Source organism: Hymenobacter armeniacus, from assembly GCF_014699055.1.
In the GTDB taxonomy this organism is placed as follows: Bacteria; Bacteroidota; Bacteroidia; order Cytophagales; family Hymenobacteraceae; genus Hymenobacter; species Hymenobacter armeniacus.
In genome coordinates, this window is sequence record NZ_JACXAC010000004.1 from 621923 (window position 1) to 644429 (window position 22507).

Consider the following 22507-nt stretch of genomic DNA (forward strand, 5'->3'; position numbering starts at 1 on the left):
CGGCTTAGCTTTGCGTGATGCAAGGCAAAATTATTGTGTTTTCGGCGCCCTCGGGCGCGGGCAAAACCACCATTGTGCACCGGCTCATGGAGCGCGTGCCGGAGTTGAGTTTTTCCATTTCGGCCTGCACCCGCGACCGCCGCGGCCGGGCCGAAGAAAACGGCAAGGACTACTACTTCATCACGGCCGAAGAATTCCAGGACAAGATTCGTCACGACGAATTTGTGGAATGGGAGGAAGTCTACGAGGGCGCCTTCTACGGCACCCTCAAGTCGGAAATCGAACGCATCTGGGACAGCGGCAAGCACGCCATCCTGGACGTGGACGTGAAGGGTGGTCTGAGCATCAAGGACTTCTACAAAGACCGGGCGCTGGCCATTTTTGTGCGCCCGCCGTCCATCGAAGTCCTGGAGCAGCGCCTGCAGGCCCGCGCCACCGATTCGCAATCCAGCATTTCCTCGCGGGTGTACAAGGCTAAGTTTGAGCTGGCGTTTGAAGACCGGTTCGACGTGACCGTGGTCAACGACGACCTCGACGCCGCCACCGACCACGCCGAAAAGCTCGTCCGCCAGTTCATCAGCGCCGAGCCGGCCGTCGTCTAACCGCGGGCAGGATGACGGATTCGCCTCGCATCGGCCTGCTGTTCGGCTCCTTCAACCCCGTGCACATCGGCCACCTCATCCTGGCTGAGCACTTCGCCACGCGCACCGACCTGGCCGAAGTGTGGCTCGTGGTCACGCCCCACAACCCCTTCAAGGAAGCCAAAGACCTGCTGCCCGACACCGAGCGCCTGCGCCTGGTGGAGCTGGCCCTGGCCGGCAATCCCCGCCTGCGCGCCGAGTCCATTGAATTCGGCCTGCCGCGTCCCAGCTACACCATCGCCACGCTCGATGCCCTGCGCCTGCGCCATCCGGGCCACGATTTTGTGCTCCTCATGGGTTCCGACAACGTGCCCGGCTTGCCGCGCTGGCAAGAGTCGGCCCGCCTGCTGGCCGAAGTCGACATCTACGTTTACCCCCGCCCCGGCTACGAATTGCCCGACCTGGCCGCCTTTCCTCGCCTCCGGGTGCTGGCCGCGCCCCTGCTCGACATCTCGGCCACCTACATCCGCGAAAGCCTGCGCGCCGGCCAATCCATTCGCTACCTGGTGCCCGCCGCGGTAGAAGCCGAACTCCTCAAGTAAAAGAATCTGCAGCCCGCCGCGGTTGATTCCCGCGCTGCCATAAAAAAAGCCCGACGATTTTCGCCGGGCTTTTTCTTATTTAAAGCAAGCAATCAGATGGTCATAATCTCCGATTCCTTCTTGCTGAGGGCTTTTTCAACCTCGGCAATGTACGTATCGGTCGTTTTCTGCACCTTCTCTTCGGCCACTTTGATGGCGTCTTCCGAAGCGCCTTCTTTCAGCAGTTTGCGCAGGGCTTCGTTCACGTCCTTGCGGATGCCGCGGACGCGGACCTTGCCGGCTTCCGATTCGTTTTTGGCTTGTTTCACGAGGTCGCGGCGGCGCTCCTCGGTCATGGCCGGGATGTTGAGGCGCACGCCTTCCGCGTCCGACACCGGGCTCAGGCCCAGGTCGCTGTTGCGAATGGCCTTGGTTACCTCGGCAATCATGTTTTTCTCCCAGGGCTTGATGAACAGCGAGCGGGCGTCGGGCGTCGAGATGTTCGCAATCTGGCCAATGGGCGTGGGGGTGCCGTAGTAGTCTACCCGGATGCCGTCGAGCATGGCCGGCGAGGCTTTGCCGGCCCGGATGCGGCTCATTTCCACGTTGACGTGGGCCAGGGCCTTGCCCATCGATTCAACCAGGTCGTCCAGGTAAAACTGAATTTCTTCGTCCATTTTGTTTAGTTGTCAGTTATTGGTTGTCAGTTGTCAGGCCGGCCACCAGTTTGTCAGTACAAACTAACAACCGGCAACAAGCAACTGACAACTAAAAATTAGGCTTGCTCCGGCTGGTTGCCCACCAGCGGCTGCAGCAGGCTGTTGATGGGGTCTAGGGCGGCCTTGCGGCCGGCGTGGGTGTTGGCGTTGCCGTCGCTCACCAGCGTGCCCATGGCTTCGCCGTCCAGCAGGCGCTGCAGGTTGCCCTGCGTGTTCATGTCGAACACGATGATGGGCAGGTTATTCTCTTTGCACAGCGTGAAGGCCGTCATGTCCATCACGTTCAGCTTCTTGCTCAGCACCTCATCAAAAGTGATTTCGGTGAAGCGCGTGGCCGACGGGTCTTTCTCCGGGTCGGCCGTGTAGATGCCGTCCACGCGGGTGCCTTTCAGCACCACGTCGGCCTCAATCTCAATGGCCCGCAGCGAAGCCGCCGAGTCGGTGGTGAAGTAGGGCGAGCCGATGCCGGCCCCAAAAATCACCACGCGGCCCTTTTCCAGGTGCCGCACGGCGCGGCGGCGGATGTACGGCTCGCACACCCGCTGAATGGTGAGGCCCGACAGCAGGCGCGTGCTCACTTCCAGCTTTTCCAGGGCACTTTGCAGGGCCATGGAGTTGATGACCGTGGCCAGCATGCCCATGTAGTCGCCCTGCACGCGGTCGAGGCCGAAGGCTTCGGCTTCCACGCCGCGGTAAATGTTGCCGCCACCAATCACGACGGCCACTTGCACGCCCGTGGCGGCCACTGCCTTAATTTCGGAAGCATATTGCATCAGCCGCTCGGCGTCGATGCCGTACTGCTGCTGGCCCATCAGCGCTTCGCCGCTGAGCTTGAGGAGGATGCGGTTGTATTTCAAGTCGAAATGAATGAGGATGTCGAAATAATAACGAAGGCTACGAAAACTGCACCAGCACTTGGCCTTTCTGCACGTTGTCGCGCAGGGTCACCTTGATGGTGCCCACCGTGCCATCGGCCGGGGCCTTGAGGATGTTTTCCATCTTCATGGCTTCCAGCACCAGCAGCGGGTCGCCCTTTTGCACGGCCTGGCCGGGCGCCACCCGAATGTCTACGATAAGCCCGGGCATGGGGGCTTTAAGTTCGTTGACTTTCGCGGCGGCGGCGTTGCTCATGCCCAGGCGCTCAAGCAGCAGGTCGAACCGGTCTTTGGCGTTGAGCTCCACGCGCTGGCCATTGAGCTTCAATACGATGTTTTTGGCGGCGAAGTCGACCGATACAACTTCCGCGTTGTAGGAACGACCTTCGTGCAGCACGTGAAAGCGGCCTTCGCCCAAATCCGCCAAGTCCCAGGCAAAAGGTTGGCCGTTGAGCGTGACGGTGTCGGCGGTGCGGTAGTCAACTTCCCAAAGTTGACCGGAGCCGGTGCTGATTTGAAGCATCTGAAGCGAATAGGGTGGGAGGAAAGCTGGGGTTAAAGGTAGCCCAAATCTCAAATTAATTCAGAAATTGAGGCGTTTTTCGCCCGTTCTTGTTGGCATGAAGTATCTGGTTCCGGGCCTCACCAGCCTGATGTTGTTTGTGCACCTGCTGGCCGCGGCCCAAGGAGCGAAGCCCGGCACGGGAAAGCCCGCTGCCAAGGTGCCGGTGCATAAAAAGGCGGCTCCTGCTCCGGCGCCGGCCCCCGCGCCGGCCGGGTTGGTGGTGCCGTCCTGGTTGCCCGCCGAGGCGCCGTTGCAGCCCGCGGCCACCATCCTGACAGATGTACTCGACACCAAGCTCGATGTTCGGTTCGATTATAAGAAGCAGTACCTGCTTGGTACGGCCATCCTTACCCTGCGCTCGCATTTCTATCCGCAGTCGGAGTTGGTGCTGGATGCTAAGGGGTTCGACGTGCAGAAAATCGAACTGGTGGGGGAGAAGAAGAACAAGAGCCTCAACTACAATTACAACCGGCGCAAGCTCGTCATTGCCCTCGACCACCCGTACCCGCGCAGCACGCCCTACCAGGTGCGCATCGTGTATGTGGCCAAGCCCAACGAGCTGCCGCAGGGCGGCTCAGCGGCTATTACCTCCGACAAAGGGCTTTATTTCATCAACCCGCTGGGCACCGACAAAAACAAGCCCCGCCAAATCTGGACGCAAGGCGAGACGGAAAGCAGTTCCTGCTGGTTTCCCACCATCGACAAGCCCAACCAGCGGATGACCCAGGAAATCAGCATGACGGTGGAGAAGCAGTTCAAGACGCTTTCCAACGGCAGCCTGATTTCCTCGCACGCCAACGCCGACGGCACCCGCACCGACACCTGGAAGCTGAGCCAGCCCCACGCGCCCTACCTCGCCACCATGGTAGTCGGCGACTTTGCCGTGGTGAATGACTCCTGGCACGGCAAACCCGTCGATTATTACGTGGAGCCGCAGTACGCCGGCACCGCCCGCGCCATCTTCGGCCACACCCCCGAAATGCTGGATTTCTTTTCCAAGAAGCTGGGCGTGGAATACCCGTGGGAGAAATACGCCCAGGTGGCCGTGCGCGACTACGTGAGCGGCGCCATGGAAAATACCACCGCCACCACCCACGGCAGCAGCATCCAGGCCACCAAGCGCGAATTGCTCGACGCCAACTACCAGACCGGCGAAACGGTCATCGCCCACGAGCTTTTCCATCACTGGTTCGGCGACTACGTCACGTGCGAAAGTTGGGCCAACCTGCCCCTGAACGAATCTTTTGCCGACTATTCCGAATACCTCTGGGCTGAGTACAAGTATGGTGCCGATGAGGCCAGCCTCGTTCAGGAAATCAAGCTCAACAACTACCTCGAAGAGGCCACTGCCAAGCGCGAGCCCCTCATCCGCTACCGCTATGTCAACCGCGAGGACATGTTCGACCGCCATTCCTACGACAAGGGCGGCCGCGTGCTGCACATGCTGCGCAAGTACGTGGGCGACGAAGCCTTCTTCGCTTCGCTCAACCGCTACCTGACCCAGAACAAGCAAAGCGCCGTCGAAATCTCTAAGCTGCGGACTGCGTTCGAGGAAACCACCGGCGAGGACCTGACCTGGTTTTTCAACCAGTGGTTCATGCAGCGCGGCCACCCGGAGCTCCGCATCACGCATACTTACGCCAATGGCCAAGTGGCCCTGCGCGTGCAGCAGGTGCAGGATACCCTGTTTCAGCCCATCTACCGCCTACCCGTGTCCGTGGCCGTGTGGACCAACGGCAACCAGCCCACCGAGCACCGCATCACCGTCACCAAAGCCGACCAGACGTTTACCCTGCCCAGCGGCCAGAAACCCACGCTGGTCAAATTCGACAGCGAAAATCAACTCTTGGCCCAAATCGACGAAGAGCGCAGCCAAGACGAATTGGTTTTCCAGTTCTACCACGCCCGCACCTACCAGCAGAAAGCCGAGGTGCTGGAGCTTCTGCAAAACAAAACCTTGGAGATGTCGGTGAGCAGCCTGCTTCGCAACGCCCTCAACGACAAGTTCTGGAACGTGCGCCGTCTCGCCCTAGACCATCTGCGGCGCTACCGCGGCCCCGAGCCCGAAGGCATGCGCAAAGACATCCAGCGCGTTGCCACCACCGACCGCAGTTCCCGCGTCCGGGCCCAGGCCATCACCACCCTGGCTACCTTCCCCGACGGTAATTACGCCAATATCTACAACGCTGCCCTCAACGACAGTTCGGCTTTGGTGGCCGCTGCGGCCCTGCGGGTGCTGGCCAAAAAGCCCGAGCCCACCACCCGCCAGCAGGTAGCCGCCATTGAGTACACCAGCGGAACGTCACTCATTCCTGCCATTGCCGACTACTACGCCCTCAACGGCGGCCTCGACCAGTACCAGTGGTTCCTGCGCCGGCTGCCCGACGTTGGGGAGAATGACCTTTACGCCTATTTCCAGTCCTTCGGCACGCTCATGACGCACATCCCGCCCGTGGAGCGCGACAAAGGCATCAAAATTCTGGAAGAATACGCCCGCAACGGTTCCCGTTACGACGTTCGGCTCGGCGCTTATAAAGGCCTTGCCTTGCTCATGCCCACCAACCCAAACCTGAAAGCCGTGCTGCAAAACATCCGGGAGAAGGAAACTGACGACCGACTCAAAGCATTCTATAACCTTATGTAGGAGCGCCTAAGCGAATTTTTGCGAAAAAAGTGACGCCTTTTTTTTCGCAATCCCTTGCCCGGTGTCAGAAAAGCCTTAATTTTGCGACTCCTTACGAAACGCTACTGCTTCGGCACTAGCCAAAACGCAAGGGTCTCGCCTCTCAGCAATCGGCCGGGGAGCACCAAAACTGGGGGTATCGCATAGCGGCAATTGCGGGTGACTGTAACTCACCTCCTTCGGGTTCATAGGTTCGAGTCCTGTTACCCCCACTTTTTTTTACATGCCATCTGCGGGAGTAGCTCAGTTGGTAGAGCGGCAGCCTTCCAAGCTGCAGGTCGCGGGTTCGAACCTCGTCTCCCGCTCACGTTTTCAGAATAAGCCGTTTTAGCTCAGTGGTAGAGCACTTCCTTGGTAAGGAAGAGGTCATGGGTTCAAATCCCATAAATGGCTCAGATTAGTTCAAGTCCAGCGGCCGGAGTTATTCCGGCCGCCGGCACGGTTCTCTCAGGCAAGCGACGCACAGTTTTCTATTACAGTAGGGGCTGAGTCTCGCTTTCTTCGTGTAGGTCCGGTTTTTATCCCTCAAATTCACTTCACCACCTCTTTTTTTACTCTTTACAATGGCTAAAGAAAATTTCGACCGGTCCAAGCCGCACGTTAACATCGGCACCATCGGCCACGTTGACCACGGCAAAACGACCCTGACCGCTGCTATCACCATGGTGCTGGCAAACCAGGGCCTGGCCGAAAAGCGTGACTTCTCTTCGATTGACAATGCTCCCGAAGAAAAAGAGCGTGGTATCACCATCAACACCGCTCACGTAGAGTACTCCACCAAAAACCGTCACTACGCCCACGTTGACTGCCCCGGTCACGCCGACTACGTGAAGAACATGGTAACGGGTGCTGCCCAGATGGACGGCGCTATCCTCGTGGTAGCTGCTACCGACGGCCCGATGCCCCAGACCCGTGAGCATATCCTGCTCGCCCGTCAGGTAGGTGTTCCCCAACTGGTGGTGTTCATGAACAAAGTGGACATGGTGGACGACCCCGAGCTCCTCGAGCTGGTGGAAATGGAAATCCGCGAACTCCTCTCGTTCTACGACTTCGACGGCGACAACATTCCGGTTATCCAGGGTTCGGCCCTCGGCGGCCTGAACGGCGATGCCAACTGGGTTCCCAAAATCAACGAGCTGATGGACGCGGTTGACTCGTTCATTCCGATTCCCGCTCGTCTGACCGACCTGCCCTTCCTGATGCCGGTTGAGGACGTGTTCTCGATTACCGGCCGTGGCACTGTGGCCACCGGTCGTATCGAGCGCGGCATCATCAACTCGGGTGAGCAAGTTGACATCCTGGGCATGGGCGCTGCTGCCGGCCTGAAGTCGACGGTGACGGGTGTGGAAATGTTCCGCAAAATCCTCGACCGTGGCGAAGCTGGTGACAACGTAGGTCTGTTGCTCCGCGGCATTGAAAAAGAAGCCATCCGTCGCGGCATGGTTATCTGCAAGCCCGGCTCGGTAACTCCTCACCAGAAGTTCAAGGCTGAGGTGTACGTGCTCTCGAAAGAGGAAGGTGGCCGTCACACGCCGTTCTTCAACAACTACCGTCCGCAGTTCTACCTGCGTACCACCGACGTTACCGGCATCATCACCCTCCCCGAGGGCGTTGAAATGGTAATGCCCGGCGACAACATCACCATCACCGTTGAGCTCATCAACAAGGTGGCAATGGAGAAAGGCCTCCGCTTCGCTATCCGTGAGGGTGGCCGTACGGTAGGTGCCGGTCAGGTAACCGAAGTTCTCGACTAAGCTCCGGCTTATCAGTAAAAAAAGCCGCTCTCGAACCTTCGGGAGCGGCTTTTTTACGCTGAAACAGAAGGCCATATTTGTTTTGTCCGCTGTTTCTCTTACCTTTGCACTCCCTTTGGCGAAATGCGCTTTGCGGGAATGTTTAAAAACGAGTGTAGTTCAAGGGTAGAATAGAGGTCTCCAAAACCTTTGATGGGAGTTCGAATCTCTCCACTCGTGCAATTTGGGCCAGTTGGCCCGCTCCATGTCGTTATCAGCGGCAACGCTGTTTTTTCCTCAACCAATGGACAAACTGAGCAATTATTTCCGCGCCACCATCGAGGAAATGCGCTACAACGTGACGTGGCCCTCGACGACCGAGCTGCAAAAAAGCGCCGGCCTCGTGCTGGTTGGCTCGCTCGTGTTTGCCATTGTGGTCGGCATCATGGACGTAAGCTTTGAGTCGGTGCTTAAAGCATTTTACAACTCGTTTCGCTAGTCGGTAAAGTAAGATGGGCGAATTGAAATGGTACGTGGTTCGCTCAGTGAGCGGCCAGGAAAAGAAAGCCAAAAATTACCTCGAAACAGAGCTCGGCCGGCATAACCTGACCGAGCTTGTGCCGCAGGTGCTGATTCCGGTAGAGAAGGTATTCGAGATGCGCAACGGCAAGAAGCGCGTCCGCGAGCGGAACCTCTACCCCGGTTACATCATCATCCACGCCGACCTCGGCCACGGTGAGGTGGACCACATCATCACCAGCACGCCCGGCGTGATCGGTTTCCTCGGCGACAAGGACAAGAAGGACGCAACGAACAACAAACCCGTTCCGCTGCACATTTCGGAAGTCAACCGCATCCTCGGCATCGTGGACGAAGCCGAACAGCAAGCCGACGCTACCCTCGACAAGCCCTACGTAGTGGGCGAACTCGTGAAAGTGGTGGATGGCCCCTTCAACGGCTTTTCCGGCAATGTGGACGAAGTATTCGAAGAGCGCAAGAAGCTCAATGTAGTCGTGAAGATTTTCGGGCGTTCGCAGCCGGTAGAACTCAGCTATACTCAAGTAGAAAAAGAAGCTTAGGCTTCCATCAGCTATACCACGCCAGTTATTCACTCCGAACTGGCGGGGCTTCCAAACAGGAGTTTATACCAACTGAGGCAAGCGCGAGTTACGACGCAGGAGCCCAGCCAAAACCAACCAAATGGCCAAAGAAATCAGAGGTTATCTGCGTCTGCAGATAAAGGGAGGCGCCGCGAACCCTTCGCCGCCGGTAGGACCTGCACTTGGTAGCAAAGGCTTGAACATCATGGAGTTTTGCAAGCAGTTTAATGCTCGCACCCAAGATAAAGCCGGCCAAGTTTGTCCTGTACTCATCACCATGTACACCGACAAGTCGTTCGACTTCGTGGTGAAGACGGCCCCGGCGCCGGTGCTGCTCATGGAAGCTGCCAAGCTCCAGAGCGGTTCGAAAGAGCCGAACCGTAACAAGGTGGGCTCCGTGACGTGGGACCAAATCCGCACCATCGCCGAGACGAAAATGCCCGACTTGAACGCCTTCAAGGTGGAGTCGGCCATGAAGCAGGTGGCTGGTACGGCCCGCAGCATGGGCATTACCATCAAGGGCGACTCTCCTTTTGCTGAATAATTAAACGGAGAAACGAACAGATGGCACAAGTAAGCAAAAAGCGCAAGGAAGCCCTTGCCAAACACGACCTGACGCAAGTGCGCAGCCTCGTGGAAGCCGCCAAAGTGGTGAAGGACATTACCTACACCAAGTTTGACGCATCCGTAGATATCGACGTTCGCCTCGGCGTGGACCCCCGCAAAGCGGACCAGATGGTTCGCGGCGTGGCCACCCTGCCCCACGGCACCGGCAAAACCGTTCGCGTTCTGGCGCTGGTTACTCCCGACAAGGAGGCCGAAGCGCTGGCCGCCGGCGCCGACTTCGTGGGTCTGGACGACTATATCTCGAAAATCGAGAAAGGCTGGACCGACATCGACGTTATCATCACCATGCCGGCCGTAATGGCCAAAGTGGGTCGCCTGGGCCGCGTGCTCGGTCCCCGTGGTCTGATGCCGAACCCGAAGTCGGGCACCGTAACGACCGATGTCGCCAAGGCGGTGCAGGAAGTGAAAGCTGGTAAAATCGACTTTAAAGTTGACAAAACCGGTATCATTCACTGCTCGGTTGGTAAAGTATCGTTCGATGAAAAGATGCTGGCCGAAAACGCCCTGGAGGTAATTCAGACGCTAGGTCGCCTGAAGCCTTCTTCGTCGAAAGGCACCTACATCAAGAGCATCACGCTCTCGAGCACGATGTCGCCCGCCGTTCCGGTGGACAGCCAAGTAAATTCCGCTAGCTAATTAACCCAACCAAACATGACTCGGGAAGAAAAACAAGCCCTCGTGGATGAGTTGAGCGGAAAAATGCAATCGCACAACTCGTTCTACATTGTCGATGCTTCGGTAATGTCGGTAGCGAAAATCAACGACTTCCGTCGCCTGGCGTTCAACCGCGGCCTGGAGTACAAGGTGTACAAAAACACCTTCATCCGGAAAGCCTTGGATACCCTCGGCCACGACACGTCGGAAATGGATGCCGCGCTGAAAGGCCAGTCGGGCGTGCTGTTCTCCACGGAGAGCGGTTCGGCTCCCGCCAAGCTGCTGCGCGACTTCTACAAAGCCCAAGCTTACCCCCGCGGTGTTGAGCCCAAGCCCGTGCTGAAAGGTGCTTACGTAGATGCTAGCATCTACATCGGCTCGAACCAGCTCGAGACCTTGACCACCATCAAAGGCAAGCAGGAATTGCTCGGTGAACTCATCGGTCTGCTCCAATCGCCCGCCAAGAACGTTATCTCCGCTCTGTCGAGCGGTGGCAACAAACTGGCCGGTATCCTCAAAACGCTTTCCGAAAAAGAGGCCGCCTAAGCGCCACTTCTCTTTTTCGACTTCAACAACAAATTTTCAACAACACTTTTTTTAACAATCTACAGAAATGGCAGATTTGAAAGCATTCGCTGAGCAGCTCGTAAACCTGACGGTGAAAGAAGTAAACGAATTGGCAGGCATCCTGAAGGACGAGTACGGCATCGAGCCTGCTGCTGCTGCTCCTGTAATGGTAGCCGGTGGCGGTGGCGCTGCTGACGCTCCTGCTGCTGAGGAGAAGACGTCGTTCGACGTTATCCTGAAAGCTGCCGGTGGCCAGAAGCTGGCTGTGGTGAAACTGGTGAAAGACTTGACCGGCCTGGGCCTGAAAGAGGCTAAAGAACTGGTTGACGGTGCTCCCAAGCCCGTGAAAGAAGGCGTAGCCAAAGACGAGGCTGAGTCGCTGAAGAAGCAACTCGAAGAAGCCGGTGCTGAAGTAGAAGTTAAGTAGTTTCTGCTCCTGAAGCATCTCCGGACCCGCTTCAAATAAGGATTAGACCTGGCAACTTAGCCAGGTCTTTTCCTGTTTGTAGCGTGTCAACCGCGCGAGCTACCCAGTTCGCGCTTTTGCTATGTCGGCTAACTGCCTTGTTGCACAGGCGGTTAGGGAGTGCCTCGCACCGCCGACGGGCCGCCACCCTGGCTTCCCACTTTACGCTTCTGTGTCCATCTTATAATCCCCATCGCATTGGCTACACCGAAAGCACAGACGGCCGCCCTCAAGAAAACGGCCGCCGAGCGAATCAATTTCGCCAAGATTAAGAAGGTTATCGAGTACCCGGACTTCCTGGACGTGCAAGTGCGCTCGTTCCAGGAATTCTTTCAGTTGGAAACCGCTGCTGAGCGTCGTTCTAACGAAGGATTGTTCAAAGTGTTCGCCGAGAACTTTCCGATTTCGGACTCGCGCGAAAACTTCGTGCTCAACTTTATCGATTACCACGTCGACCCGCCGAAATATTCGGTTGACGAGTGCATCGACCGTGGTTTGACTTATTCGGTTCCGCTGAAAGCCAAACTGCGTCTGATTTGCAATGATAAGGACAACGAAGATTTCGAGACGATTGAGCAGGAGGTGTTCCTTGGGAACATCCCGTACATGACCGTAAAGGGCTCGTTCGTTATCAACGGCGCCGAGCGCGTTATCGTATCGCAGCTGCACCGCTCGCCGGGCGTGTTCTTCGCCCAGAGCAAGCACACGAACGGTACCAAGCTATATTCGGCCCGCATTATCCCGTTCAAAGGCTCGTGGATTGAATTTGCCACGGACGTGAACAACGTGATGTACGCGTACATCGACCGGAAGAAGAAATTCCCGGTGACGACGCTGCTTCGCGCCATCGGTTATGGCACCGACAAAGACATCCTCGACCTGTTCGGTTTGTCGGAGGAGGTGAAGGCCGACAAGAAAAACCTCAAGAAAGTGGTGGGCCGCAAGCTGGCTGCCCGGGTGCTGCGCACTTGGACGGAAGACTTTGTGGACGAGGACACCGGCGAAGTGGTATCCATCGACCGCAACGAGGTGTTGCTGGAGCGCGATGCCACGATTGAGGACGCTGACATCGACGTGATTCTGGAGGCCGGCGCCAAGTCGGTAATCCTGCACCGCGAGAACGTGAACATTGCGGACTTCGCCATCATCTACAACACGCTGCAGAAGGACAACTCCAACTCGGAGAAGGAAGCTGTGGAGCAGATTTACCGCCAGCTCCGGAACACGGAGGCTCCGGACGAAGAAACTGCCCGCGACATCATCCAGAAGCTGTTCTTCTCGGATAAGCGCTACGACCTCGGTGAGGTGGGCCGCTACCGGATTAACAAGAAGCTGCAGATTGACATGGCGCAGGAGTCGCGGGTGCTGACCAATGAGGACATCGTGCTCATCGTGAAGTACCTGATTGGCTTGATTAACTCGAAGGCCATTGTTGATGACATTGACCACTTGAGCAACCGCCGCGTGCGCACCGTGGGCGAGCAACTCTACGCCCAGTTTGGCGTAGGTCTGGCCCGTATGGCGCGTACCATCAAGGAGCGCATGAACGTGCGCGACAACGAGGACTTCAAACCGGTTGACCTGATTAACGCCCGTACCCTGTCGAGCGTTATCAACTCGTTCTTCGGTACGAACCAGCTGTCGCAGTTCATGGACCAGACCAACCCGCTGGCTGAGGTGACGCACAAGCGTCGCGTATCGGCACTCGGGCCGGGAGGTCTGTCGCGTGAGCGTGCTGGCTTCGAAGTACGTGACGTGCACTACACGCACTACGGCCGTCTTTGCACCATTGAGACTCCTGAAGGCCCGAACATCGGTCTGATTTCGTCGCTGTGCGTGCACGCTCGTGTGAACTCGATGGGCTTCATCGAGACACCTTACCGTGACGTGAAGTCGGGCAAGGTAGACATGAGCGAGAACGTGAAGTTCCTGACCGCTGAGGAAGAGGACACGCACCACATCGCGCAGGCCAACTCGCTGCTGGACGACAACGGCAAGCTGACCCAGGAGCTGGTGAAAGGTCGTTTCGAAGGTGACTTCCCCGTGGTGAGCCCCGAGGAGTACTCCTACATGGACGTGGCCCCGAACCAGATTGTATCAGTGGCTGCTTCGCTGATTCCGTTCCTGGAGCACGATGACGCCAACCGTGCGCTGATGGGCTCGAACATGCAACGTCAGGCCGTGCCGCTGCTCCGCCCTGAAGCTCCGATTGTGGGCACGGGTCTGGAAGGCCGTATTGCCACCGACTCGCGTGTGCTCGTGGTGGCTGAGGGCGAAGGCGTGATTGACTTCGTGGACGCTAATAAGATTATCGTGAAGTACGACCTCTCGGAGGACGACATCATGGTGAGCTTCGACGCCGAGCGTATTACTTACGACCTCATTAAGTTCCGTCGCACCAACCAGGACACCTGCCTCAACCTGACGCCGCTCGTGAAGCGCGGCGAGCGGGTGAGCAAAGGTCAGCCCCTGTGCGAAGGCTACGGCACCAACCAGGGCGAACTCGCCTTGGGCCGCAACATGCAGGTGGCCTTCATGCCGTGGCAGGGCTACAACTTCGAAGATGCCATCGTCATCTCGGAGCGTGTAGTGCGCGACGACATCTTTACCTCGATTCACATTGAGGAGTTTGAGCTGGAAGTGCGCGAGACCAAGCGCGGCGAAGAAGAGCTGACCTCGGAGATTCCGAACGTGAGCGAAGAAGCCGTGCGCAACCTCGACGACAACGGCATCATCCGCCTCGGTGCGGAGGTGAAGGAAGGCGACATCCTGATTGGCAAAATCACGCCGAAAGGCGAGACGGACCCGACTCCGGAAGAGAAGCTGCTCCGTGCCATCTTCGGCGATAAGGCCGGCGATGTGAAGGATGCCTCCCTTAAGGCGCCGCCCTCCCTGAATGGTGTGGTGATTGGCACCAAGCTCTTCTCGCGTCCGAAGAAAGACAAAAACCTGCGGGCCAAGTCGAAGAAGGAAGTGGAAGACCTGAAGGCGACCTACGCGCAGGAACTGCGTGGCGTGAAGGCCATCATGATTGACAAGCTGGTGCAATTGCTGGAAGGCAAAACGTCGCAGGGCATCAAGCACCGCTTCGGCGAGGAGATGATTGCCAAGGGTGTGAAGTTCAACCGCAAGAACATCACCGAGGGGATGTTCCCGGAAAAGAACCCTTATAAGGACGAGAGCAACTACGCCGTTCCGGAAGAAGTGAACCTGTTCAAGGACCTGATTCTGGAAGGCTGGACGGCTGATGCTCGCGTGAATGGCCTGGTGCTGGAGCTGGTGCGTAACTACGCCAAGCGCCGTAACACTATCACCGCGAAATTCAAGCGTCAGCGCTTCACCTTGGAAGTGGGCGACGAACTGCCTGCCGGCATCGTGCAGTTGGCCAAAGTTTACATCGCCAAGAAGCGCAAGCTGAAGGTGGGTGATAAAATGGCCGGCCGCCACGGTAACAAGGGTGTGGTAGCCCGCATCGTGCGCGATGAGGACATGCCCTTTCTGCCCGACGGCACGCCGATGGACATCGTGCTGAACCCGCTCGGTGTACCAAGCCGCATGAACATCGGTCAGATTTACGAGACGGTGCTTGGCTGGGCTGGTCTAAAAATGGGTCGTACTTACTCGACTCCAATTTTCGACGGTGCGACCGAGGACGAAGTAGCTCGCGAGCTGACCGAGGCGGGCCTGCCCGACTGGGGCCGTGCATACCTGCACGATGGTTTGACGGGCGACCGTTTCGACCAGCCGGTAACCGTGGGCGTGATTTACATGCTCAAGCTGGGTCACTTGGTGGACGACAAGATGCACGCTCGTTCCATCGGGCCGTACTCGCTCATCACGCAGCAGCCGCTGGGTGGTAAGGCGCAGTTCGGTGGCCAGCGCTTCGGCGAGATGGAAGTGTGGGCACTGGAGGCCTTCGGTGCTTCCAACGTGCTCCAGGAAATCCTGACCGTGAAATCGGATGACGTGGTGGGCCGCGCCAAAGCGTACGAAGCCATTGTAAAAGGCGACGTTCTGCCCAAGCCGAACATCCCCGAGTCGTTCAACGTGCTGCTCCACGAACTCCGTGGTCTGGCACTCGAAATCACGATGGAATAGGTTTCTAGTGGTTAGTGATTAACGGTTAGTGGTCAGTTTTTGATTGAGCACTAACCGTTAATCACTAACCATTAACCGCTGATTGGCAGGCAACAGGAGGCGCTGATTGAGCGACTCTGGTAACGAAAGATGAGAAAACGCTTCGGTGAAAGAGGAGCGGGGGCTGTTCCGAGATATGGTCAGTGCAGCATCAAAACCCCCAAGTGAATCTTAATCGAAGGCCTTCCCATCATTCCGTTCTGTCAGCAGTTTTAATTTTTCGACCTTTTTAGAGTGCCTTTGCCCGACATACCTATCTGTTAAGCAAAGGCACTTTTTGAAGCGTCAACCTGTTTTGATTCTCTTGCGCCCTTCTGGCGAACGGCGAAGAATCAGGCAGCTCAAAGCCAACAGCTACTAGCTTAACCCCAATCAAATGGCTTTCGCAAAAAACAAGAAAGTAGTTCAGGACTTCTCCAAAGTCACCATCTCGCTGGCCTCGCCCGAAGCAATTCTGGAGCGCAGCACCGGCGAAGTGGTGAAGCCTGAAACCATTAACTACCGCACGTACAAGCCCGAAATGGGTGGCCTGTTCTGCGAGCGGATTTTCGGTCCGGTGAAGGACTGGGAATGCCACTGCGGCAAGTACAAGCGCATCCGCTACAAGGGCATCATCTGCGACCGTTGCGGCGTGGAGGTGACCGAGAAGAAGGTGCGTCGGGAGCGCATGGGCCACATCGAACTAGTGGTGCCCGTTGCCCACATCTGGTACTTTAAGTCGCTGCCTAACAAAATTGGCTACCTGTTGGGCCTGCCCACCAAGAAGCTCGACCAGATTATCTATTACGAGCGGTACGTCGTTGTTCAGCCCGGTTCTTTGGCGGAAGAAGGCGTACAAGTGCTCGACTTCCTCACCGAGGACGAATATCTGGACATCATCGATAAACTCCCCCGGGAGAACCAGATGCTGCCCAATGAGGACCCCAACAAGTTCATCGCCCGCATGGGTGCCGATGCCCTGCACATGCTGCTGGAGCGCATCAACCTGGACGAGTTGAGTTACTCGCTGCGTGACTCCGCTGCCCACGAAACTTCGCAGCAGCGTAAGGCGGAAGCCCTGAAGCGCCTGCGCGTAGTGGAAGCTTTCCGCGATGCCGCTACCCGCATTGAGAACAAGCCCGAGTGGATGGTTATCCGCATGGTGCCGGTGATTCCGCCGGAACTGCGCCCGCTCGTGCCGTTGGACGGTGGCCGTTTCGCCACTTCCGACTTGAACGACCTGTACCGTCGCGTTATCATCCGCAACAACCGCCTCAAACGCCTGATTGAAATCAAGGCGCCCGAGGTGATTCTGCGGAACGAGAAGCGTATGCTGCAAGAGGCTGTTGACTCCTTGTTCGACAACTCGCGTAAGGTGAACGCCGTGCGCGCTGAAGGCAACCGTGCCCTGAAGTCGCTGTCCGACATGCTGAAAGGCAAGCAGGGCCGTTTCCGTCAGAACCTGCTCGGTAAGCGTGTCGACTACTCCGGTCGTTCGGTAATCGTGGTAGGTCCGGAGCTGAAACTGCACGAGTGCGGTCTGCCGAAGAACATGGCGGCCGAACTGTTCAAGCCGTTCATCATCCGCAAGCTCATCGAGCGCGGTATCGTGAAGACGGTGAAGTCGGCCAAGAAGATTGTGGACCGCAAGGACGCCGTGGTATGGGACATCCTGGAAAATGTGCTGAAAGGCCACCCGGTGCTCCTCAACCGGGCTCCTACGCTTCACCGTCTGGGCATCCAGGCGTTCCAGCCGCGCCTCATCGAGGGCAAGGCTATTCAGCTGCACCCGCTCGTTTGTACGGCCTTCAACGCTGACTTTGACGGTGACCAGATGGCTGTGCACGTTCCCCTCGGCCCGGCCGCCATCCTGGAAGCGTCGATGCTCATGCTGGCGTCGCACAACATCCTGAACCCCGCCAACGGCGCGCCCATCGCGGTACCGTCGCAGGACATGGTTCTGGGTCTGTACTATGTGACCAAAGGCAAGCGCAGCACCGACAATGAGAAAATCGCCGGCGAAGGCCGCGTGTTCTACTCCGATGAGGAAGTAGTCATTGCCATCAACGAAGGCCAGCTCTCGAAGCACGCCTTCATCAAAGTGCGGACGCAGGTACGCGACGAAAACGACGACCTCGTGACGAAAGTCATCGAGACTGTGGCTGGCCGCGTGCTGTTCAACCAGCTGGTGCCGACGGAAGTGGGCTTCGTGGATGAACTGCTCACCAAGAAGAAGCTCCAGCAAATCATTTCGCTGGTGTTCAAGCGCACGGGCATGGCCCGCACCGCGCAATTCCTCGATGACATCAAGACCCTGGGCTTCCAGTCGGCTTACAAAGGCGGCTTGAGCATGGGTCTGGGCGACATCAACATCCCGATGGAAAAAGACGTGCTGGTGAAGCAAGCCCAGGCCGATGTGGCCGCGGTGACGCAGAACTACCAGATGGGTCTGATTACCGACAACGAGCGTTACAACCAGGTTATCGACATCTGGACGCGCATCAACAACCAGATTACGGAAACGTTGATGGGCCGTCTGGAGAAGGAAAACCAGGGCTTTAACTCCATCTACATGATGATGCACTCGGGGGCCCGCGGCTCGCGCGAGCAGATTCGTCAGCTGGGCGGGATGCGCGGCCTGATGGCCAAGCCCCAGAAGTCGCTGCAAGGCTCGATTGGCGAGATTATCGAAAACCCGATTCTGTCGAACTTCAAAGAAGGCCTCGACGTAATCGAGTACTTCATCTCGACGCACGGTGCCCGTAAAGGTCTGGCCGACACGGCTCTGAAGACGGCTGACGCTGGCTACCTGACCCGTCGTCTGGTAGACGTCTCGCAGGACGTGATTGTGAACGAGCAGGACTGCGGTACGCTGCGTGGCATCGAGACCTTCGCGTTGAAAGACAACGAGGACATCGTGGAGCCACTGTCGGAGCGCATCCTCGGCCGCGTGACGGTGCACGACATTGTGGACCCGAACACGAACGAAGTGCTGCTGGCTTCCGGCTCGGAAATCAAGGAAGACATGACCCGCCGCATCGACCAGGCTGGTATCGAATCGGTGGAAATCCGCTCGGTGCTGACCTGCGAAAGCAAGCGCGGCATCTGCGCCAAGTGCTACGGCCGCAACCTGGCTTCGGGCCGCATGGTGCAGCGTGGCGAGGCCGTGGGTGTCATCGCCGCTCAGTCGATTGGTGAGCCCGGCACGCAGCTGACCCTGCGTACCTTCCACGTAGGTGGTACGGCTTCGAACATCGCCGTTGAATCGAGCATCAAAGCCAAATTCGCCGGTGTGGTTGAGTTCGAAGACGTTCGCACCGTGGCGAGCACCGACGCCGAAGGCCGCAAGGCTGACGTAGTGATGGGCCGCTCGGGCGAAATCCGCATCGTAGAGAAAGGCACCGGCCGCGTCTTCACCACCAACCACGTGCCGTACGGCTCGTTCATGTTGGTGAAAGAAGGCCAAGAAGTGGAGAAAGGCGCTGAGCTGAATACCTGGGACCCCTACAACGCCGTAATTCTGGCCGAGTTTGACGGTACCGTGGTGTTCGACGCCATCACCGAAGGCATTACCTACCGCGAGGAATCGGACGAACAGACCGGTCACCGCGAGAAGGTAATTATCGAATCGAAGGCCAAGGACCAGAACCCGTCTATCATCGTGCGCCCCGGCAAAAAAGGCGATGTGGAAGGCCAGAAAGGCTACAGCATCCCTGTGGGCTCGCACTTGAACGTGGAAAACGGTGACAAAATCACCGCCGGTCACATTCTGGCCAAGATTCCGCGCTCGGTGGGCAAAACCCGCGACATCACCGGTGGTCTGCCGCGCGTGACCGAACTCTTCGAAGCCCGCAACCCGTCGAACCCGGCGGTGGTGTCGGAAATCGACGGCGTGGTGAATTACGGCTCGGTGAAGCGTGGCAACCGCGAAATCTTCGTGGAGTCGAAAGACGGCGTGAAGAAGAAGTACATGGTGCCGCTGTCGAAGCACATTCTGGTGCAGGACAACGACTTCGTACGTGCTGGCGCGCCGCTGTCGGACGGCGCCATCACGCCGACCGATATCCTGAACATTCAGGGCCCCGGCGCCGTGCAGGAGTACCTCGTGAACGAGATTCAGGAAGTGTACCGCTTGCAGGGTGTGAAAATCAACGACAAGCACATCGAGGTGGTGGTGCGCCAGATGATGCAGAAAGTGGTGATTCTGGATGCCGGTGACACGTCGTTCCTCGAAAACCAGGTGATTGACAAAATCATCTTCATGGCCGAGAACGACATGATTATCGACATGAAAGTGGTGACCGAAGCCGGTGACTCAACCAACCTGAAGCCCGGTCAGATTGTGACGGCTCGTCGCCTCCGCGACGAGAACAGCAGCCTGAAGCGCCGCGACCTTGCCCTTGTGCAAGTGCGCGATGCCCAGCCCGCCGTGTCGCGTCCCACGCTGCAAGGCATCACGCAGGCGTCGCTGGGTACGGCCTCATTCATCTCGGCCGCCTCCTTCCAGGAAACGACCAAGGTGCTGAGCGAAGCCGCCATCCGTGGCAAGGCCGACCAACTGTTGGGCCTGAAGGAGAACGTAATCGTTGGTCACCTCATCCCGGCCGGTACTGGCTTGCGCGAGTACACGCGTCAGGTAGTAGGCTCGAAAGAGGAGATGGAAGCTGCCCAAGCCGCCCAGGCGGCCGAAGCGGCCGTTCCCGCCAAGCGCCCCAGCCGTGCTGGCAAGCGAGAAGTGTCGGCTGAGTAATCCGCCGTAGGTTTGTAATGGAAAAGCCGACTGGGGTGACCCGGTCGGCTTTTTCTTTTTACTTTTCGCTCATGGCAGCACTTCTTGAAATCATAGGAGACTTCTGGTTCATCTCAACATGTATGGCAGTTGCCATGTGCGTTGGACTATTATACTTAGTCTTAAACCGTGAGTCATTATTAGTTCGCTCAGTGGGTACACTATTAAGCTTTGTCGTAGCTACGCTTATTGAATACAAGTTTGGTAAAATATTAAGTGAACTAGGGATAAGCCCTACGGCCAGAATAGTCTTGTTCATCCCTTTAATGGTAGGACTATGCACTGTGTTGTTCTTTCCAAAAGAGCACAGAAGGACATCACAACTGTAATCAAACGTTTTAATCACACTTGCAAAACATGCAACCAACCGACCAAAACCCAGACCCCAACGCCATCAACATCGAGCTTTCCGAAGCCATGGCCGAAGGCGAATACGCCAACCTCGCCATGATTGCGCACAGCAACAGCGAGTTCGTGATTGACTTCATTCGCATGATGCCCGGCCTACCCAAGGCCAAGGTAAAGGCGCGCATCGTCGTCACGCCCGAGCACGCCAAGCGCCTGCTGCAAGCTCTCACCGAGAACATCGAGCGGTTTGAAGCCGCTTTCGGCACCATCAAGATGCAGAGCGAAGCCCCCAGCTACCCGATGAACTTCGGCGGCGCAGTAGGGGAAGCCTAACCTGAACCAATTGCTCTAGCTGCGAAAGCGTCTTCATATCTATGAGGACGCTTTCTGTCTTTATATGACAGGATGAAAACTCCGCCCAATACATGGATAAGAAACGAATTCGCGGTTTAAAACGACACTTACGCAATCACCAGCAATGGGCGGCAATTCAGGAGCCATTCAATGAAGAGCGGATTCGTAAGATGCACTACGATTATGCCCACTTAGGGCTGAGCCCTTGGCGAGTGAATGGCAAACCGCCAGTTGCCATCAGAAAGCTATGGGTTAGCCGCTTGGTCGCCGATTATAAGGAGTGGCACAAGCAAATGGCAACTCGATACGATGAGTTCTACCTAGCGGTGTGGATTTTTGACCCAACCTTCGGTGAATCAGAAGTGGTGGTCGCAATTGAGGAAAAGATGGACGGGTATGTAGAAAGACATGGTGATATACTAGACTTGCCACTGCCTCCAGAGTATCAATCGTTGCCCGGAATACATGATTTGCAATGGACTGCTCATGAATATCTCATGCCTTACTGGCCTGACGATTTCGCAGAAATGGGCAAATGGGTCGCAAGAAAGCCGCACTGGACTGCTGAAGACAGCAACGGCGACTCGCTCGTGGTGGTGCAACTTGGCGTAGTCTGGGTGGGCCAGATAGCACCCTGAAAATTAACATCCTCACGCTGTTTGCTATTGCGACGAAATAATCCTACCTTTGCAAGCCAAATTTTAGGGGCAAACGGCTCCAAACAAACCATTCGCTAAATGCCAACCATCAATCAGTTAGTACGGAAAGGCCGTGAGGCTTTGACTACCAAGTCGAAGTCGCCCGCCCTTGATTCGTGCCCGCAGCGTCGGGGAGTGTGCACCCGTGTGTACACCACCACGCCTAAGAAGCCGAACTCGGCTATGCGCAAAGTGGCCCGTGTGCGCCTTACCAACGGTAAGGAAGTAAACGCATACATCCCCGGTGAAGGCCACAACCTCCAGGAACACAGCATCGTGCTGATTCGTGGTGGCCGGGTTAAAGACTTGCCAGGCGTACGTTACCACATCATTCGTGGCGCCCTGGACACCGCCGGTGTAAACGGCCGCACGCAGCGCCGCTCGAAGTACGGCGCCAAGCGTCCGAAGCCGGGCCAGCCCGCCGCAACGGGCAAAGGCGGCAAACCAGCACCCGGTAAAAAGAAATAAATGATTTAGTTGTTGGTTGTTAGTTGTCAGTTGTTAGGTCGTTCAATCGGCTGACCAACTGACAACTGACAACAAACAACTGACAACTATACCATATCATGAGAAAGTCAAAACCGAAGAAGCGCGTTCTGCTGCCGGACCCTAAGTACAAGGAGACGCTGGTAACCCGTTTTGTGAACTACATGATGTACGACGGCAAGAAAAACCTGGCGTACACCATCTTCTATGACGCCTGCGACCTCGTGGAGCAGCGCACCAAGGAGAACGGCCTCGAAATGTGGCGCAAGGCGTTGAACAACGTTATGCCCACCGTGGAAGTGAAAAGCCGCCGCGTAGGTGGTGCCACCTTCCAGGTTCCGATTGAAGTGCGTGCCGACCGCCGCATTTCGGTAGGTGCCAAGTGGATGATTCAATATGCTCGTCGTCGTGGTGAGAAGACCATGAAGGACAAGCTGGCCGGCGAAATCATCGCTGCGGCCAAAGGCGAAGGGGCTGCCGTCAAGAAAAAAGACGACACCCACCGCATGGCCGAGGCTAACAAAGCCTTCTCGCACTTCCGCTTCTAATACAAGTGCGAATGACT

At 57.2% G+C, this 22507-nt stretch carries 19 protein-coding genes and 4 tRNA genes; 20 read left to right on the forward strand and 3 right to left on the reverse strand.

Annotated elements, in window-relative coordinates; all coding sequences use genetic code 11:
• Window positions 1-17: 17 nt before the first annotated feature.
• On the forward strand, window positions 18-602 hold the full coding sequence (gene gmk / locus IC234_RS13940; RefSeq protein WP_190925634.1) for a guanylate kinase: 585 nt from the start codon (window positions 18-20) through the stop codon (window positions 600-602).
• 11 nt (window positions 603-613) lie between these two features.
• Window positions 614-1183, forward strand: a complete 570-nt coding sequence (gene nadD / locus IC234_RS13945) for a nicotinate (nicotinamide) nucleotide adenylyltransferase (RefSeq protein ID WP_190925636.1) — start codon at window positions 614-616, stop codon at window positions 1181-1183.
• 92 nt (window positions 1184-1275) lie between these two features.
• Here nadD and frr read toward each other — a convergent pair whose 3' ends face one another.
• The 3 genes from frr to IC234_RS13960 form a co-directional block, all read right to left on the reverse strand.
• A complete protein-coding gene (gene frr, locus IC234_RS13950; protein WP_190925638.1) occupies window positions 1276-1839 on the reverse strand; it encodes a ribosome recycling factor in 564 nt (187 codons plus the stop codon).
• A gap of 98 nt (window positions 1840-1937) precedes the next feature.
• Window positions 1938-2738: a UMP kinase gene (gene pyrH, locus IC234_RS13955; protein ID WP_190925640.1), complete on the reverse strand. Its 801-nt coding sequence runs from the start codon at window positions 2736-2738 to the stop codon at window positions 1938-1940.
• Between the two features lie 37 nt (window positions 2739-2775).
• Entirely contained in the window at window positions 2776-3279 is a 504-nt protein-coding gene (locus tag IC234_RS13960; RefSeq protein ID WP_190925643.1) for a biotin/lipoyl-containing protein, read from the reverse strand.
• Between the two features lie 97 nt (window positions 3280-3376).
• On the opposite strand from IC234_RS13960, the gene IC234_RS13965 reads away from it, so the two are divergent.
• The 18 genes from IC234_RS13965 to rpsG all read left to right on the forward strand — a co-directional run bounded on the left by IC234_RS13965 (window position 3377) and on the right by rpsG (window position 22490).
• On the forward strand, window positions 3377-5965 hold the full coding sequence (locus IC234_RS13965) for a M1 family metallopeptidase (protein ID WP_190925645.1): 2589 nt from the start codon (window positions 3377-3379) through the stop codon (window positions 5963-5965).
• A gap of 171 nt (window positions 5966-6136) precedes the next feature.
• A tRNA-Tyr gene (locus IC234_RS13970) sits at window positions 6137-6216 on the forward strand.
• A 20-nt stretch (window positions 6217-6236) separates the two neighbouring features.
• Window positions 6237-6309 (forward strand) — tRNA-Gly (locus tag IC234_RS13975).
• A 16-nt stretch (window positions 6310-6325) separates the two neighbouring features.
• Window positions 6326-6397: transfer RNA gene (locus tag IC234_RS13980), tRNA-Thr, on the forward strand.
• A gap of 170 nt (window positions 6398-6567) precedes the next feature.
• Window positions 6568-7758: an elongation factor Tu gene (tuf, locus tag IC234_RS13985; protein WP_190925647.1), complete on the forward strand. Its 1191-nt coding sequence runs from the start codon at window positions 6568-6570 to the stop codon at window positions 7756-7758.
• 148 nt (window positions 7759-7906) lie between these two features.
• Window positions 7907-7977, forward strand: a tRNA-Trp gene (locus IC234_RS13990).
• 64 nt (window positions 7978-8041) lie between these two features.
• Complete coding sequence (gene secE / locus IC234_RS13995; RefSeq protein ID WP_190925649.1) at window positions 8042-8236, forward strand: preprotein translocase subunit SecE; 195 nt, start codon at window positions 8042-8044, stop codon at window positions 8234-8236.
• A 13-nt stretch (window positions 8237-8249) separates the two neighbouring features.
• The gene (gene nusG, locus IC234_RS14000; RefSeq protein WP_046245266.1) at window positions 8250-8816 is read left to right on the forward strand and encodes a transcription termination/antitermination protein NusG; all 567 of its coding nucleotides are present in this window, start codon (window positions 8250-8252) and stop codon (window positions 8814-8816) included.
• Between the two features lie 121 nt (window positions 8817-8937).
• Window positions 8938-9381 (forward strand): 50S ribosomal protein L11, encoded by a 444-nt coding sequence (gene rplK, locus IC234_RS14005; RefSeq protein ID WP_190925651.1) that lies wholly within the window; start codon window positions 8938-8940, stop codon window positions 9379-9381.
• 20 nt (window positions 9382-9401) lie between these two features.
• Window positions 9402-10100, forward strand: a complete 699-nt coding sequence (rplA, locus tag IC234_RS14010; RefSeq protein ID WP_190925653.1) for a 50S ribosomal protein L1 — start codon at window positions 9402-9404, stop codon at window positions 10098-10100.
• A 15-nt stretch (window positions 10101-10115) separates the two neighbouring features.
• Entirely contained in the window at window positions 10116-10664 is a 549-nt protein-coding gene (gene rplJ, locus IC234_RS14015) for a 50S ribosomal protein L10 (RefSeq protein WP_190925655.1), read from the forward strand.
• 67 nt (window positions 10665-10731) lie between these two features.
• Window positions 10732-11112: a 50S ribosomal protein L7/L12 gene (rplL, locus tag IC234_RS14020; protein ID WP_190925658.1), complete on the forward strand. Its 381-nt coding sequence runs from the start codon at window positions 10732-10734 to the stop codon at window positions 11110-11112.
• 291 nt (window positions 11113-11403) lie between these two features.
• Window positions 11404-15249, forward strand: coding sequence for a DNA-directed RNA polymerase subunit beta (gene rpoB, locus IC234_RS14025; protein WP_394354886.1), 3846 nt, complete (start codon window positions 11404-11406; stop codon window positions 15247-15249).
• Window positions 15250-15664: 415 nt separating this feature from the next.
• On the forward strand, window positions 15665-20017 hold the full coding sequence (gene rpoC / locus IC234_RS14030; RefSeq protein WP_190925662.1) for a DNA-directed RNA polymerase subunit beta': 4353 nt from the start codon (window positions 15665-15667) through the stop codon (window positions 20015-20017).
• A 396-nt stretch (window positions 20018-20413) separates the two neighbouring features.
• The gene (locus IC234_RS14035) at window positions 20414-20737 is read left to right on the forward strand and encodes a DUF3467 domain-containing protein (RefSeq protein WP_046245258.1); all 324 of its coding nucleotides are present in this window, start codon (window positions 20414-20416) and stop codon (window positions 20735-20737) included.
• A gap of 92 nt (window positions 20738-20829) precedes the next feature.
• Complete coding sequence (locus IC234_RS14040) at window positions 20830-21396, forward strand: hypothetical protein (protein ID WP_190925664.1); 567 nt, start codon at window positions 20830-20832, stop codon at window positions 21394-21396.
• Between the two features lie 99 nt (window positions 21397-21495).
• On the forward strand, window positions 21496-21924 hold the full coding sequence (gene rpsL, locus IC234_RS14045; RefSeq protein ID WP_190925666.1) for a 30S ribosomal protein S12: 429 nt from the start codon (window positions 21496-21498) through the stop codon (window positions 21922-21924).
• A 98-nt stretch (window positions 21925-22022) separates the two neighbouring features.
• Window positions 22023-22490, forward strand: a complete 468-nt coding sequence (gene rpsG / locus IC234_RS14050; RefSeq protein WP_190925668.1) for a 30S ribosomal protein S7 — start codon at window positions 22023-22025, stop codon at window positions 22488-22490.
• Window positions 22491-22507 lie beyond the last annotated feature (17 nt).